Here is a 13,798-nt window from a genome sequence, read left to right on the forward strand (position 1 = left end):
CCGTCGCGTGCCGCGCGAACGCCGCGCGTGTGCGCACGGAAAGGGCAGGGTGGAGCCCACGAGGGGCGGTGTCCCGAAGGTGGGGCGAAGAGGCGCGTGGTTCATGGCAGCGGGCCCCGGCGGCATGCGGAGTCGGTTCAACTCCCGTGCCCGGCAGGGTCGTTACTGCCCATGGACTAGACCAGCAGAACGGGTTGGTCGCGTCAAGGGTTCGGGCGGGGCCGGCCCGGTTCAGCCCTCGCGGTGCCCCGCCCGCAGAAGATCCAGCTCGCCGCGGAGGTTGCGGCGGGCCGCCTCCTCCCAGTGCGCGGCGCCGTACTCGGTCCTGAACAGACGTGGCAGCGTGAGGAGTTGGTCCAGGATGGCGGCGCGGCCGTCGCGGAAGGCGTCCTCGGGGACGAAGGCGTACTCCTCGCGGACGGCGGCGGCGTAGACGGCGTACGCCTCGGGGGACGAGGCCAGGATCGCGAGGTCGGCGTCGCACAGCACCTCGCCGTTGCGGTCGCCCGGCTCCGGGTCGTGGCCGACGGTGAGCCGTACGAGACGGGCCACCTCCGCCGTGTCCGGCGTACTCAACCCGGCCTCGGGCAGGGCGCGTTCGGCGAGGCGGGCGCTGCGGTCCTCGTTGTGCGCGCGGTCCGGATGGTAGACGGCGTCGTGGAACCACGCGGCGAGCCGTACGAGTTCGGCGTTCTCGGCGAAGGGAGCGAGCACGTCGATGTGCGCGAGCACCGCCACCAGGTGATCCGTGGTGTGGTAGCGGCGCTGCGGCTCCGCCCAGCGGGCGAGCAGGTCCTCGGCGTACGCCTCGGGGGCCGGGGCGTCCCGGCCGGTCACGGCGACGGCGTTCAGGGTCGCGGCCAGGCGGCGGCGCAGGTCCTCGTGGGCGGGGTGCTCGGGCAGTGCGGGCATGGCGCCATTGTGAGGCACGGCGCCGCGCCCCCGCCGGGCCCCCTCCTCGACAGGCCCTAGCGTGGCCGTATGACTGCTGCTGTCGCCGTACACGAAGAACGTGACCCCGAACTTCCCGGCCGGCTCCTGCGGACCGAGCGCGACGCGCTGCTGCCATTGCTGCGCGAACGACCCGAGAACGACTTCGCCCTGCGCACCTGTTGTCCCGGCTGGACCGTGCGCCATGTGCTCGCGCACTGCTCCTCCGCCCTGATGCGGGTGGTGGAAAACCGTTACGAGGAAGGGGTGTTCACGCCCGAGGGCAACGACCGTGACATCGCCGAGCGGGCCGACTGGCCTCTCGCCCGCATTCTCGACGAACTGGAACAGGGGATGACCGAGGCCGGTCCCGTCGTCGCCGCGTCGGACGGGGCGATGGACATCATCGCCCTCGGCGAGTGGATCCACGCGGGCGATGTACGCGAGGCCTTCGGCGAACCCGGGGCGTACGCGGGCGCGGGACTGCCCGCCGCCCTGCGCCTGCTGGGACGCAGCTCCCGCGAGAGGAAGCACGTCCCGCTCCACGCCGACCTGGACGACCACGACGAACCCCTGCTCCTCGGCGAGCCCACCGGTGAACGCCCGCCCGCCCGCTACCTGGGCGACGCCGCCACGCTCGTACGGCTCTACGCGGGACGCCCGCTGACCGGCACGCGGTACGAACTGGTGGGGGCGAGGGAAGCGGAGCTCTTCATCTTCGGCTGAGAAGGCCAACTCCCTTCCAGCACCCCCTGCTTGGGCTTGGGCTTGGGTGTTGCCCTGGTGGGGGTGCGTGCGGGTGTGCTTGGGCGTGCGAGCCGCGCGCGGCGTACGCGTGCGCGCGGGCGCATGAGGGCGTACGGGAGTGCCGGGGCGCGGGAATTTTCCCTCGCGCCCCGGTTTCGTACTTTTGTCCGCCGGGGGCTTTGACCATTCGGTGCTTGTTTCCGGTTGCCGTACTGGACTAGACCTATTCGTGTGGTGATCACGGACTCGGACGCACGGCGTGGCCGTGCGCTCGGAGGGCCGGGAGCGACAGACCCCTGCACCCGCAGGACCCGCGAAAGCCGCGGGGGCGGCGGGTGCGCGGGCCGGTGACCGCGCAGTTCGCCGCCGAGACAGTTCGGCAGCCCGGAAGCAGTGGAGTGCCATGAGCAGCAGTGCCGTCCTCGAGGTGATCGCCCTCGACGCGACCGACGCCCGCGCCGCCGAACGCGGCGGCGCGGACCGGCTGGAGCTGGTGACCGACATGGCCGCCGACGGTCTGACCCCCTCCCGCGAGACCTTCGCGGCCGTGCGCGAGGCGGTCCGGATCCCGGTCCGTGTGATGCTGCGGCTGCGGCCCGGCTTCGGTGTGGGTGACTCCCGCGAGCAGGACGAACTCGTCGCGCGGGCAAGGGAGTTGCGTGCCGTGGGCGCCGAGGAGTTCGTGCTCGGGTTCCTCGACGCCACGGGCGGACCGGACCTGAAGGCGCTCGACCTCCTGCTCGCCGAACTCGACGGCTGCCGCTGGACGTTCCACCGCGCCCTGGACCAGGCCGTCGACCGGCACGCCCTGCGCGTCGCCGTCGCACCGCTGCCCGGGCTCGACACCTATCTGACCGCCGGCTCGCCGACCGGCGTCGACGACGGCATGTCCGTCCTGCTCGCGGAGGCCATGCAGCGCGGCGAACCCGGCTACGAGCAGCACATCCTGGTCGGCGGCGGCCTGCGCCTCGACCACATGCCCCGCCTCCTCGCCGCCGGTGTCAACGGCTTCCACATCGGCACCGCGGCCCGCCCCCACGGCTGGGACGGACCGGTGCACACCGACACGGTCCTCAACTGGCGCCGCACGCTGGACACTTGAGCGGCCGAGGCGGATCCCGTCGGGTCCGCATCAGACGGCGGACTCCGGCGGGGTTCGGGGCGAGGTGGTCCGCATCAGACGATGGACTCTGTCGGGCCTGCCTCAGACGGCGTTCACCGCGACCGACCCGAGGCGCTCCCCTCCTCGCGGCTCCTCCCCGTCCTCCGGGAGCAGGAGCTGCGGCGGCAGTTCGGCGAGATGGCGTACGGCGAGGCCGGACACCGCCCGGGTCAGGGCGACGTACAGACGGCGCAGGCCGGTGCGCTGGTCGGGCTCGCCCGCGACCACGGCGGCGGGCTCGTCGAGCACCACGAAGTCGTACTCCAGGCCCTTGGCGAGGGAGGCCGGGACCAGCGTCAGACGGACGTCAGGGGTGGTCTCCTCGCCGGGGGAGAGGTACGGGATTCCCGCCTGTTCCAAGGCAGTTGCCAGGCGGGGGATGCGGGCGTCGGCCGCGATGAGCCCCGTGGAGCCCTCGTGGCCCAGCGCTTCGGCACAGGCGGCGAGCACCTCGGCGTCGAGTGCGTCCAGGTGCGCGGCGGAGAGGGGGCCGGTGAGCGAGGTGGCGTCGTCGTCCGCGATGGCGGCGTCGTCCGAGGCGACGGTCACCCGTCGTACCGACAGTGAACCCGGCGATTCCCGCACCGAGTTGACCTCGGCGAGGTCGGGGGCGATGGAGGGCAGCAGGCGCGAGGCGTAGGCGATGACCTCACGCGGTACGCGGAAGCCCGCCGTCAACTCCTCGATCAGCGCGCCTGATTGGCCGAGGTGTGCCAGGGCCTCGTCCCAAGTCCGCGTGGCCCAGGGGGTGGTGCCCTGTGCCAGGTCGCCGAGCACGGTCGCGGAGCCGGTGCTGCAACGGCGCCCCACGGCCCGGTACTGCATGGGCGAGAGGTCCTGCGCCTCGTCGAGCACCACATGGCCGAGCGAGGGCGTGCGCTCGACCAAGTCGGCTGCCTCGTCGATGAGTACGGTGTCGGCGGCCGACCACTTGGCCGTACGGACGCTGCGCGCGGGGCGCTCCCACAGCAGCGCCCGCTGCTCCTCGGCGCTCAGCAGGCCCTCGGCGTGCTCGGCCAGGAACTCCGGTTCGGCGAGCAGGCGCAGTACCAGCTTGGCCGGGTCGACGACCGGCCAGATCTCCTTGACCGCCGCCTTCACCGCCGCGTTGCGGGCCACCGAGTCCTGCACCCGGTCGTCGGGCGCCTCGCCCTGCTGCTCCATCCGTACCAGGACGGCGTGGGCCAGGCGCTGCGGCAGCGCGGCGCGCGCCGCCCCGTAGCGGATGTCGCGGTCGAGCAACTCCCGGACGATTTCCTCGACTTCGTAGGCGGGGATGCGCCAGCGGCGCGAGCCCCTGACCACCACGAGGGGCTCGGTGGGCGGCGTGACGTGGGAGCGCACCGCGCGCCGCAGCACCTCCGCCATCCGGGCGTCGCCCTTCACCAGCGCGGTCGCCGCGCTGTCGGTGCCGCGCACCTCGACCTTCGCGATCTTGGTGACCAGCTCGTCCACGGTGGCCTGCTGGACCTCCAACTCGCCGAGTGCGGGCAGGACTTGCTCGATGTACTGGAGGAAGGACCGGTTCGGCCCGATGACCAGGGTGCCGGTACGGGCGAGCCGCTCGCGGTGGGCGTAGAGGAGATAGGCCACCCGGTGCAGCCCGACCGCCGTCTTTCCGGTACCGGGGCCGCCCTGCACACAGACGGTGCCGCCGAGGTCGCTGCGGACGATCTCGTCCTGCTCCGGCTGGATGGTCGCCACGATGTCGCGCATCGGTCCGACGCGCGGCCGCTCGATCTCCGCCTGGAGCAGCTTGCTGGTCCGCGCCTCCTCGGCCGGGTCCATCAGGTGCTCGTCCTCGTACGCGGTGAGGTCGCCGCCCGTGTACCCGAAGCGGCGCCGCAGTGCGACGTCCATCGGGTCCTTCTTCGAGGCCCGGTAGAACGGCTGCGAGACCGGCGCCCGCCAGTCGATCACCATCGGGTCGCCCGCCGCGTCGTGCACGTGGCGTCGCCCGATGTAGAGCCGGGTGTCGTCGTCGGCGTCCGTGTCGTCAGCGACGGCGGTGCGTTCGGCGGGGCAGGTGCCGGGTGCGTGGAGGTAGTCGAGCCGGCCGAAGAAGAGCGGGGTGTGGGCGAGGTCGGCGAGTGCCTTGATGCGGTCGGTGATCTGGCGCTGGAGGACCGCGGCGTTGACCCAGTTCGCGGTGACGTCGCGGATGTCCAGGCCCTCGACGTCCTCGCGCATCGCGCGCAGCGCGGCGCGGGAGGAGGCGAGGTGGTCGCGCTCGCGGCCGAGGGGGTCGTCGAGGGCGGGGTCGATGGGGTTGCCGGTACCGGGCACGGTGCTGGGGCCTCCGTAAGCGCGCAGGGCAGCGGGCCGCGGCCCTGGGATACCGGGCGCGGTCCGCTCGTGAGGGACGTACGGGCTCGGGGCCGATGCCGACGGTGGTGCTCGGCGTACGTGCGGTCGGCCCCTAGGGGTGCCCATCGGGTGGTCCCGGGGTGGGCACCGCCGTGAGCTGCCGCCCGGTTTCCGTCCGGGTGGCGGCGCTCCGCTAGGGAGGCGGGGAAGTCGGCGATTCTAGGACAGGCGACGGAGAGGCTGCCAACTGTTTTTCGGGGGATGGATTCGTGGTGGCACAAGGGGGCGCGCGGACCCTAGGGGCGCCCTCGGCCGCTGGGTGGAGGGACACCGGCCCGGGGGACGAGTCGGCCGGGCCGTCGAATCAGCCCGCGAGGCGATGTCCGCGCACGTCACGGATCCGAGGATGGAGTCATGACCAGCGCCAGCATCGCCTCCGTCTCCGCCGCCCCGTACCCGGCCCGCCGCACGGGCTGCACGGCGGACCCCGCGGCAGCCCGCCCCCGCCGCAAGGGCGGCGCCCTGCACGCGGTGAAGGTCTTCACCGGCACCGCCTTCGGCGTCCTGGTCCTCGGCGACCACGCGAAGTACGCGGAGGAAGCGGGCGTACGACTGCGCTGACCGCGCCGCTCGCCCCCCGCCCTCTCTTCCTCCCTGCGCCAGCTCGGCGCCCGCCTCTCCACCCCGGCGCCGACCACGGGCGCTGCCCCTCCACCCGGCGAACCCCGCTCTCCTCCCCCGGAAGGAGAGCGCAATGACTCCGGACGGACTCCGCAAGCCCCCGGAACGCCTCCGGATCGTCTTCGGAACGCCCTCCCCGCCCCCCGATTCCAGGTGGCCCCGGTCACTCCCCGCCCCCTGTTGATCAAGGTGCCCAGTGACAAGCGGCACAGGCCCCTCGGAGTCCACTAGGCGCGGTAGTGGATGAGGGTCATTCGAGGGCCGGGACCTTCGGCCCGCGGGGCCTCGGGACCTTGGGTCCGGAAGTCCCGGAGCGCCTCGGGACGACTGGCACATCCGGATCGCACAGCTCTGACGTGCGACGCAGCAAGGTCCCGAGGACAGCACCGGGCTTTGTTGCCCGATGAACCAAAGCGCCTGTCAAGGGGCGTAAATCATCCCCTTCTGCTACGGCTCGGCATCGTAGATCACACGTTTGAGTCGGATGTCCGGTCTGGGTTACCAAGGTTGGGCCCTGCCCGGTACGAGGCATTCGCACCGGGTCCGCTCATGCAGGAGGTAAGCCCGAATGACGAAGCGCGCCATGTTCCCCGGCATTGGTTCGACCCCGATCCGTACCCGTGCGGCCGTACTCGCCGCCGGTATGGGCGTCACCGCCGCCATGGGCGCCGGTATCGCTGTCGCGGCCGACGACGGTGCCAAGGACGTGACCGCTGCGACCTCCACCGCCACCGCGGTGAAGGAGCAGGCCGAGGCCCAGGCCAAGGCCGGTCAGAAGGCCGAGAAGGCCGCGAAGGCCAAGAAGGACGCGAAGTCCGAGCGAGGCGAGAAGAAGGCCGAGCGCAAGGCCGAGCGGAAGTCGGCCCCGAAGAAGGCCGCGCCCAAGAAGCCCGCTTCCTGGGTCAGCCCGGTCAAGAAGTACGAGCTGTCCGCGAGCTTCGGTCTCGGCGGCAACATGTGGTCGCAGAAGCACTCCGGCCAGGACTTCGCCGTTCCGGTCGGCACCGACGTCAAGTCCGTGCACGGCGGCACCGTGGTCAAGGCCGGTCCCAACGGCGGCGGCGACGGCCCGGCGTACGGCAACGCGATCGTGATCAAGCACGGCAACGGCACCTACTCGCAGTACGCGCACCTGTCGCGGATCGACGTGAGCATCGGTGAGACCGTCAAGACCGGCGAGCACATCGCCAAGTCCGGCAACACCGGCAACTCCAGCGGTCCCCACCTGCACTTCGAGGTCCGGACCACCCCGAACTACGGCACCGCCGTCAACCCGGTCCAGTTCCTGCGCGGCGAGGGTCTGTCGCTCTGACCGGCCTGCCCGCCCGCGAGCAGGCGGGGACCGGCGCCCGGGCACGGATACGTCCGTAGCCCGGGGGCGGGAACAACACCTTCACAGCAGCAACAGGGCAGGGTGCGCTCAGGCGTGCTCGTGCGCCTGAGTCACCAGATCGATGGCGACCTCGAGGGAAGCGCTCCGCTTGTCCTCGGGGTCGCCTTCGACGTCCGTCAGCAGGAACATCGAGGCGTGCAGCGTGTACAGCGCGCTGACGCAGCGGACCTGGTCGGTCAGCGGCGCCTGCTCGTCGCGCAGTACGCCGAGCAGCGCGCGTACCCGGTCCTTGAAGATCTCGCCGATCTTCAGGTCCCGCAGCGCGGCCTGGTTCTCCTGCATGAAGCGGAAGAGGGGGGCCGCGTCGTTGAGCGCCGCGCTGTAGCGGCGCAGCAGCTCCTTCTTGAACTCCAGGGTCGGCTCCTGGGTCTTGCCCCAGGCGACCAGCTCGTCGATCGGGCCCGTCAGATCCTGGAAGACGCTGATCAGGATGTCTTCCTTGGTCTTGAAGTGGTAGTAGAGCGCCGCCTTGGTGACGTCCAGGAGCTGGGCGATCTCCCGGAGTGAGGTCTTCTCGTAGCCCTGCTCGGCGAAGAGTTCGAGGGCCACGTCCTGGATGCGCTGCCGCGTGTCCGTGCGGCGCTGCGGGTGGGTGCCCATCCTGGCTGCTCCTCGGGTGCTGGGTCTTCGGGCGGTACGTACGGCCTGCGGTGCGGGGCGGACCCTGAGCGTACGGCCGGAATCCAACTTACTTGACGCCCGGCAAGTTGGGCCGCTACGTTCACCGTGCAATCAACTAGCCGGGCGGCAAGTAAGTCGGCAAGTGCGTGCACGCTGCGTCCCTCGGGCCCGCGTCCGCCGCCCAGGGGGGAGCGGAAGATGGCTCAGACACAGCAGCAGGCCCCGGTGGCGGGGCGGGCCCCGGCACCGGACGGGGAAAAGCCCCGCAACATGTACGTCGTCCTGCTCGCGCTGATGATCGCGATCATGCTCTCGATGCTGGACAACATGATCGTCGGCACCGCGATGCCCACGATCGTCGGCGAACTCGGCGGCATGGAGCACCTGTCGTGGGTGGTGACCTCCTACACCCTGGCGACCGCGGCCTCCACCCCGATCTGGGGCAAGCTCGGCGACATGTACGGCCGCAAGGGCATGTTCCTGACCTCGATCGTGGTCTTCCTGATCGGCTCGGCACTCAGCGGCATGGCCCAGGACATGGGCCAGCTCATCGGCTTCCGCGCGGTCCAGGGCCTGGGCGCGGGCGGCCTGATGGTCGGAGTCATGGCGATCATCGGCGAGCTCGTACCGCCCCGGGAGCGCGGCAAGTACCAGGGGCTGCTCGCCGCGGTGATGGCCGTCGCGATGGTCGGCGGCCCGCTGGCCGGCGGCGCGATCACCGACCACCTCGGCTGGCGCTGGTCCTTCTACCTCAACCTGCCCCTGGGTGCCGTCGCCTTCTTCGCCGTCTCGGCCGTACTGCACCTGCCCAAGAAGCGCGCCGAGGGCCGGATCGACTTCCTCGGCGCCGCACTGCTGACCGTCGGCATCACCGCCATCGTCCTGGTCACCACCTGGGGCGGCACCGAGTACGCCTGGTCCTCGCCGATGATCATGGAGCTGATCGCGCTCGGCGTGACCGCCCTGGTCGGCTTCGTCTTCGTACAGAAGCGGACCGTGCAGCCGATCATCCCGCTGCACCTCTTCCGCAACCGCAACTTCGCGCTGATGAGCGTGATCAGCTTCGTCACCGGCTTCGTGATGTTCGGCGCGGTGCTCTTCCTGCCGCTGTTCCAGCAGTCGGTGCAGGGAGCCTCCGCGACCAACTCGGGTCTGCTCCTGCTCCCGCTGCTCAGCGGCATGTTGGTGGTCTCGCTGATAGCCGGCCGGGTGACCACCAAGACCGGCAGGTACCGGGTGTTCCCGATGGCCGGCGGCGCCCTGCTGATCGCGGGCTCGCTGCTGCTCGCCCAGATGGACACCGGCACCAGCCGCCTCACCGCCAGCCTGTACATGGCCGTGCTCGGTGCGGGACTCGGTGCGCTGACCCAGATCACCATGCTCGTCGCGCAGAACAGCGTGGAGATGAAGGACATGGGCGTCGCCTCGTCGACCGCCACCCTGACCCGCACCCTCGGCTCCTCCTTCGGTGTCGCGCTCATGGGCGTGCTGTTCAACGACCGCGTCGAGCAGGTCATGACCGACCGTGCGGGCGCCGTCGGCGGCAAGGTCACCGAGCAGTCGGCCCAACTCGACGCCGCCAGCCTGGCCAAGCTCCCCGACGTGGCGCGCGAGGCGTACCAGCACGCGGTGTCCTCGGGCACGCATGCCGCGTTCCTGCTCGGGGCGGCTGTCTCGGTTGTGGTGCTTGTGGCGTCGTTCTTTGTGAAGGAGGTGCCGTTGCGGGGGTCGGCTCCTGGGCAGCAGCCTTCGGGGGAGGCCGCAGGGGGAGCGGCGGGCTGAGGAGGCGGCTTCGGAGTCGCGTAAGTACAGGAGATTTTTAGTTTGGCGTGTGTCTGCAGCGCAGAACTAAAGACAGCTGGCGACGGGCAGCGCGGTTACTTCACAAGGCGCATGACGCCTCTGCCCCAAGTGGTGCTTATCGAGGGGAACTTCCGTGCGGGGGACGGCAGTTGGTAGGTGCTGGTCTGTGCCGTGAAGACGTAGCGGGTGCCGTCCTCGTCTCTCGCGCAGAAGAGGTAGGGCTCTCCGAGGGCTACGCAGCCGAGTGCCCAGGCGTGTTCTTCCGCGTCGGCTGCCCAGGACTGTACGGGGTGGGCGTAGTGAGGGGCGAGTTGGTCCGCGAGGTGCTGGGCGCGTGCGTGGAGCCAACGCAGGGCTGCGCGTGGGGAGTTGGTGCGGTGCTCGCCGAGCGGGATGCGGAGGCCGCCGGGGGTGTGGGCCGTGAGACGGACGCTGTAGGTGCCGCGTACCCGGTCGCGTAGAGGAGTCTCGTGTGTGAGCGTCACGGGGTGGCCGCCTCCGCCAACAGCAGGCACGCCCATACGGTCTTGCCGACCCCGAGACGTGGTGCGACGCCCCAGGAGTCGGCGAGCGCGGTCACCAGGGCCAGCCCTCGGCCGGACTCCTCCTCGGGTCCCGCCTCCCTCGGCAGGGGCTTCTCGTCGCTTGCGTCCGAGACTTCGAGACGCAGTTCCGGACCCTTCAGTTCGAAGCGGACCAGGATCTCGCGGCCGGGTGTCGTCTTCGCGCAGATCGCGTTGGTGGCCAGTTCGGAGAGCAACAGGACTGCGGTGTCCGCTACTTCACCGTTCACGCGCCAGAGAGCGAGTTGGCGGCGGAGGGCGTCGCGGGCGTGGGCGACGTTTCGGCGGTGGCGGGGGTATTGGTAGGTGACTGCCTTGGCGGGACTGCTGTCCCCGGTGGACTGCGCTGGGGTGATCGTGGTCATGTCGCGGCCTCACTCTCAGGGTGGGGAGCGCGTCTTGTCGCCCAGGGGCGTGGTGACAGGGCGCGGCTGAACTGACGAGCGACTACGGCCAGTTGATGACTGACTGACATGGAGTCACCGCCATTGGCAGAATGCACGTGTGCACCATGGGTGCGCAACCTGTGCACCTAAAAACCCACGTACTGAACCTCTGTGCCCATCGACGTGCGCCCCGCAGGGCGGCAGAATGCAACCCGACGGTTCCAACTGCGCACCTACAGAGGGCAGATCGTCACCCGGAAGGCAGGAAACAGAACATGCCGAACCAGCGGGCGAAGCCCACCCTTCGACGCCGCCGTCTTGGCGCTTTGCTCCGTGACTGCCGCAACAAGGCCGGGCAGACCCTCGAAGAGGCTTCCACGCGCATGGGGTGGGACGACCACACCAAACTCAGCAAGATCGAGAACGCGCGGGCACACCTTCCGCAGAAAGACGTCGCCCCGCTGCTGAGCGGCTATGGCGTCACCGACGAGTCCCTGATCACCGCCATCGCGGGACTGGCCCGTGACGCAGGCAAAGCAGGCTGGTGGGCGCCCTACGGCGACACGCTCGCCAACGCGTACACCGACTACATCAGCATCGAGTCCGACGCGGTCGGAGTCCGCTTCTACGCCCCGACTGTCATGCCCGGCCTACTCCAAGTCGCCCCGTACGCACGTGAGGTCATCGCGGCGACCACCACTCGCACCCCCGAGGAAATCGAGGCGCGAGTCAACGTCCGGTTGGCCCGCCAGTCTGTACTGAGCCGCCCGAATCCGCTGAAGTTCTATGCGGTGATCAACGAGGAGGTCCTGCGGCATGAGTTCCCGAACAACCCCGAAGCCATGAGGGAGCAGCTTCGACACCTGTTGTATCTCTCCGACCGGCCCCACATCACCATCCAAGTCATGCCGACACCGGTGGCCTCCCACCCCGGCCTTCTTGGTCTCTTCAACCTGGTTGAGTTCCCGCCCCCGTGGCCGCCTCTCGTCCAGCTTGAAAGCATCCGCGGTGGCTCGTTCATGGAAGATCGCAGCGATGTGAAGGTGTTCGAGAATGCGTTTGAACGCATCGTCGCCGCAGCCCTTCCCACGGACACATCGCGGGAAGTCATCAAAACGATCCTGGAGGAGAAATACTCGTGACCAGCTCAACTCCGTCCCGTGCCAAGCTCGTTCATGCCGATGAGTTGACTGGCGCGGACTGGTTCAAATCCTCGTACAGCGGCGGCGAAGACAACTGTATCGAGGTCGCTGCCAACCTCGTCGCTTCGCATGGCATGGTCCCCGTCCGTGACTCCAAGAACCCCAACGGCCCTGCCCTTGGCATCCCCGCCGACGCCTTCTCGTCCTTCGTGGCGGGCGTCAAGGCTGGGCAGTTGGGCACTTTCTGATCGTCTGAGCACTACAACGGTCGCGTCGCGTCTCGGAGTTGGGGGTGCAGCGGGACCGATGGCTATGGGAAGGGGCGCGTAATGGCAATCGAATCTCCCCGATGGTTCAAGTCCTCGTACTCCAGCGGCGGAGAGCAGTGCATCGAGATTGCCGACCTTCGTCGGTCGTCCCTTGCTGCTGTCGCCGTGCGTGATTCGAAGGAACCGGACGGACCGGCTCTGCTGGTTGAACCCGCCGCGTTCGCTGGTTTCGCTACGTTCGCTGCCACCTTCGAGGTCTGATCAAGGCGTCTGCGAACAGCCTGCTCTTGCCTCACCTGGAAGGAAAGCGGAAGTGGTCAACAACAGGAGCCTGAGGTCGACCGATCTCCCCGGTGCCGACTGGCGGAAGTCGTCGTACAGCGGCGGTAATGCGGGCCAGTGCGTCGAGGTCTCCATCAACCTCGTCGCTTCGTGCGGCATGGTTCCCGTCCGTGACTCCAAGAACCCGAGCGGTCCTGTCCTGGGCGTTCACGTTGACGCGTTCTCGTCGTTCGTGGCAGGCGTCAAAGCCGGTCACCTCGGTACTGTCTGACCTTCCGAGCGCCGCAACGGCCCCGTCGCGCCCCTGAGTTGGAGGTATGGCGGGGCCGATTGCTATCCAAGGGCACCCGCTGGACCCAGTGACGGACCGTGGGCTAGCCGCAGCAGTCGCAGCCAGGCCGACAGCCGCACGCATCATCCGTCTCGTTCAGCGGGGCGCCCATGGCGGCGGCCGGGGGTGCGCAGCAGCCCTTGCCCTGCCAGGCGTCGCGGCCTTCCTTCACGGCGATGGCGGCGATGACGAGGGCGGCGATGGGGTCGGCCCAGGACCAGCCGAGAGTGGCGTTGAGGAGCAGGCCGACCAGGAGTACGGCGGACAGATAGGTGCACAGGAGGGTCTGCTTGGAGTCGGCGACCGCGGAGGCGGAGCCGAGTTCGCGGCCGGTACGACGCTGGGCGGCGGACAGGAAGGGCATGACCGCGAGGGAGAGCGCGGCGATGACGATGCCGAGGACGGAGCGTTCGGCCTCGCCGGTGCCGGTCAGGGCGCGGGCTGCGTCGAAGGTGACGTATGCGGCGAGGGCGAAGAAGGAGACGGCGATGATCCGCAGGGTGCGCTGCTCGCGCGCCTCGCGTGCGGCGTGGTCGCGGGCGGAGAACTGCCAGGCCACCGCAGCGGCGGAGGAGACCTCGATGACGGAGTCGAGGCCGAAGCCGATCAGGGCGGTGGAGGAGGCGCGGGCGCCGGCGGTGAGGGCGACGATCGCTTCGATGACGTTGTAGGTGATCGTCGCGGCGACCAAGAGGCGTATCCGGCGGGCAAGCGCGTCGCGGCGGGCCGGGGAGGGGCCGAGGGATACGGATATCTCGGCGGTCATGTCAGCAGCAGCCCTTCTCGTCGGCGTCGGGGCAGGTGCGGTCGGTCTCGACGGCGACCACGGCGGTGCGCAGGTCGTCGAGTGCGTGGCCGAGGCGTTCGTCGGCGAGCTCGTAGCGGGTGCGGCGGCCGTCGGGGGCGGTGACTACCAGGCCGCAGTCACGCAGACATGCCAGGTGGTTCGACAGCCGGGTGCGGGAGATGTCGAGCGCGTCGGCGAGGTCGGCAGGGTAGGCCGGGGCGTCGCGCAGGGCGAGCAGGATGCGGCAGCGGATCGGGTCGGCGAGCGCGCGGCCGAATCGGGCCAGCACCTCGATGTCGGTGGCAACGGAAAGCACGGCACGAAAGTACACGTGATCCTGAATTCAGAGAAGCGTGAACCGATCGGCGCCCACCAGCCCAGCCCAGCACAGCCC

At 69.9% G+C, this 13,798-nt stretch carries 16 protein-coding genes; 9 read left to right on the forward strand and 7 right to left on the reverse strand.

All coding sequences use genetic code 11. From position 1 onward, the window contains the following. Positions 1 to 231 precede the first annotated feature (231 nt). Positions 232 to 912 (reverse strand): hypothetical protein, encoded by a 681-nt coding sequence (locus HUT18_RS19925; RefSeq protein ID WP_176101959.1) that lies wholly within the window; start codon positions 910 to 912, stop codon positions 232 to 234. 69 nt (positions 913 to 981) lie between these two features. Here HUT18_RS19925 and HUT18_RS19930 point away from each other — a divergent pair, with 69 nt between their 5' ends. Together HUT18_RS19930 and HUT18_RS19935 are read left to right on the forward strand one after the other, a co-directional pair. Further along, positions 982 to 1,656, forward strand: a complete 675-nt coding sequence (locus HUT18_RS19930) for a maleylpyruvate isomerase family mycothiol-dependent enzyme (protein ID WP_176101960.1) — start codon at positions 982 to 984, stop codon at positions 1,654 to 1,656. Between the two features lie 424 nt (positions 1,657 to 2,080). Then, the gene (locus HUT18_RS19935) at positions 2,081 to 2,779 is read left to right on the forward strand and encodes a copper homeostasis protein CutC (RefSeq protein ID WP_176101961.1); all 699 of its coding nucleotides are present in this window, start codon (positions 2,081 to 2,083) and stop codon (positions 2,777 to 2,779) included. A 102-nt stretch (positions 2,780 to 2,881) separates the two neighbouring features. On the opposite strand, the gene HUT18_RS19940 is transcribed toward HUT18_RS19935, so the two are convergent. Next, complete coding sequence (locus HUT18_RS19940; protein ID WP_254878714.1) at positions 2,882 to 5,125, reverse strand: UvrD-helicase domain-containing protein; 2,244 nt, start codon at positions 5,123 to 5,125, stop codon at positions 2,882 to 2,884. A 435-nt stretch (positions 5,126 to 5,560) separates the two neighbouring features. Between HUT18_RS19940 and HUT18_RS19945 the strand changes: the two genes are divergently transcribed. Beyond that, a complete protein-coding gene (locus tag HUT18_RS19945) occupies positions 5,561 to 5,767 on the forward strand; it encodes a hypothetical protein (RefSeq protein ID WP_176101962.1) in 207 nt (68 codons plus the stop codon). 628 nt (positions 5,768 to 6,395) lie between these two features. After that, the gene (locus tag HUT18_RS19950; protein WP_254878715.1) at positions 6,396 to 7,139 is read left to right on the forward strand and encodes a M23 family metallopeptidase; all 744 of its coding nucleotides are present in this window, start codon (positions 6,396 to 6,398) and stop codon (positions 7,137 to 7,139) included. A gap of 108 nt (positions 7,140 to 7,247) precedes the next feature. On the opposite strand, the gene HUT18_RS19955 is transcribed toward HUT18_RS19950, so the two are convergent. Beyond that, on the reverse strand, positions 7,248 to 7,820 hold the full coding sequence (locus HUT18_RS19955) for a TetR/AcrR family transcriptional regulator (protein WP_176101963.1): 573 nt from the start codon (positions 7,818 to 7,820) through the stop codon (positions 7,248 to 7,250). 219 nt (positions 7,821 to 8,039) lie between these two features. On the opposite strand from HUT18_RS19955, the gene HUT18_RS19960 reads away from it, so the two are divergent. Continuing rightward, a complete protein-coding gene (locus HUT18_RS19960) occupies positions 8,040 to 9,623 on the forward strand; it encodes an MDR family MFS transporter (RefSeq protein ID WP_176101964.1) in 1,584 nt (527 codons plus the stop codon). Positions 9,624 to 9,718: 95 nt separating this feature from the next. Here HUT18_RS19960 and HUT18_RS19965 read toward each other — a convergent pair whose 3' ends face one another. Both HUT18_RS19965 and HUT18_RS19970 read right to left on the reverse strand, forming a co-directional pair. After that, entirely contained in the window at positions 9,719 to 10,129 is a 411-nt protein-coding gene (locus HUT18_RS19965; RefSeq protein ID WP_176101965.1) for a hypothetical protein, read from the reverse strand. Next, complete coding sequence (locus HUT18_RS19970; protein ID WP_176101966.1) at positions 10,126 to 10,572, reverse strand: ATP-binding protein; 447 nt, start codon at positions 10,570 to 10,572, stop codon at positions 10,126 to 10,128. The genes HUT18_RS19965 and HUT18_RS19970 overlap by 4 nt, the downstream gene beginning before the upstream one ends. 296 nt (positions 10,573 to 10,868) lie before the next feature. Between HUT18_RS19970 and HUT18_RS19975 the strand changes: the two genes are divergently transcribed. The 4 genes from HUT18_RS19975 (at position 10,869) to HUT18_RS19990 (ending at position 12,557) form a co-directional block, all read left to right on the forward strand. Beyond that, positions 10,869 to 11,735, forward strand: coding sequence for a helix-turn-helix transcriptional regulator (locus HUT18_RS19975; RefSeq protein ID WP_176101967.1), 867 nt, complete (start codon positions 10,869 to 10,871; stop codon positions 11,733 to 11,735). Between the two features lie 44 nt (positions 11,736 to 11,779). After that, positions 11,780 to 11,983 carry a DUF397 domain-containing protein gene (locus HUT18_RS19980; RefSeq protein ID WP_217710573.1) on the forward strand — a complete coding sequence of 68 codons (204 nt, stop codon included), beginning with the start codon at positions 11,780 to 11,782 and terminating at the stop codon, positions 11,981 to 11,983. 81 nt (positions 11,984 to 12,064) lie between these two features. Then, on the forward strand, positions 12,065 to 12,265 hold the full coding sequence (locus tag HUT18_RS19985; RefSeq protein ID WP_176101969.1) for a DUF397 domain-containing protein: 201 nt from the start codon (positions 12,065 to 12,067) through the stop codon (positions 12,263 to 12,265). Between the two features lie 52 nt (positions 12,266 to 12,317). Continuing rightward, positions 12,318 to 12,557, forward strand: coding sequence for a DUF397 domain-containing protein (locus HUT18_RS19990; protein ID WP_254878716.1), 240 nt, complete (start codon positions 12,318 to 12,320; stop codon positions 12,555 to 12,557). Positions 12,558 to 12,660: 103 nt separating this feature from the next. Here HUT18_RS19990 and HUT18_RS19995 read toward each other — a convergent pair whose 3' ends face one another. After that, complete coding sequence (locus HUT18_RS19995) at positions 12,661 to 13,383, reverse strand: cation transporter (protein WP_176101970.1); 723 nt, start codon at positions 13,381 to 13,383, stop codon at positions 12,661 to 12,663. A 1-nt stretch (position 13,384) separates the two neighbouring features. Continuing rightward, positions 13,385 to 13,720 carry a helix-turn-helix transcriptional regulator gene (locus tag HUT18_RS20000; RefSeq protein WP_176101971.1) on the reverse strand — a complete coding sequence of 112 codons (336 nt, stop codon included), beginning with the start codon at positions 13,718 to 13,720 and terminating at the stop codon, positions 13,385 to 13,387. Positions 13,721 to 13,798: the final 78 nt, after the last annotated feature.

Source organism: Streptomyces sp. NA04227 (genome assembly GCF_013364195.1).
In the GTDB taxonomy this organism is placed as follows: domain Bacteria; phylum Actinomycetota; class Actinomycetes; order Streptomycetales; family Streptomycetaceae; genus Streptomyces.

Bases quoted from the DNA above. Each gene is read 5' to 3' on its own strand.
- HUT18_RS19925 (WP_176101959.1), bottom strand. From the start codon at position 912: ATGCCCGCACTGCCCGAGCACCCCGCCCACGAGGACCTGCGCCGCCGC.
- HUT18_RS19930 (WP_176101960.1), top strand. From the start codon at position 982: ATGACTGCTGCTGTCGCCGTACACGAAGAACGTGACCCCGAACTTCCC.
- HUT18_RS19935 (WP_176101961.1), top strand. From the start codon at position 2,081: ATGAGCAGCAGTGCCGTCCTCGAGGTGATCGCCCTCGACGCGACCGAC.
- HUT18_RS19945 (WP_176101962.1), top strand. From the start codon at position 5,561: ATGACCAGCGCCAGCATCGCCTCCGTCTCCGCCGCCCCGTACCCGGCC.
- HUT18_RS19950 (WP_254878715.1), top strand. From the start codon at position 6,396: ATGACGAAGCGCGCCATGTTCCCCGGCATTGGTTCGACCCCGATCCGT.
- HUT18_RS19955 (WP_176101963.1), bottom strand. From the start codon at position 7,820: ATGGGCACCCACCCGCAGCGCCGCACGGACACGCGGCAGCGCATCCAG.
- HUT18_RS19960 (WP_176101964.1), top strand. From the start codon at position 8,040: ATGGCTCAGACACAGCAGCAGGCCCCGGTGGCGGGGCGGGCCCCGGCA.
- HUT18_RS19970 (WP_176101966.1), bottom strand. From the start codon at position 10,572: ATGACCACGATCACCCCAGCGCAGTCCACCGGGGACAGCAGTCCCGCC.
- HUT18_RS19975 (WP_176101967.1), top strand. From the start codon at position 10,869: ATGCCGAACCAGCGGGCGAAGCCCACCCTTCGACGCCGCCGTCTTGGC.
- HUT18_RS19985 (WP_176101969.1), top strand. From the start codon at position 12,065: ATGGCAATCGAATCTCCCCGATGGTTCAAGTCCTCGTACTCCAGCGGC.
- HUT18_RS19995 (WP_176101970.1), bottom strand. From the start codon at position 13,383: ATGACCGCCGAGATATCCGTATCCCTCGGCCCCTCCCCGGCCCGCCGC.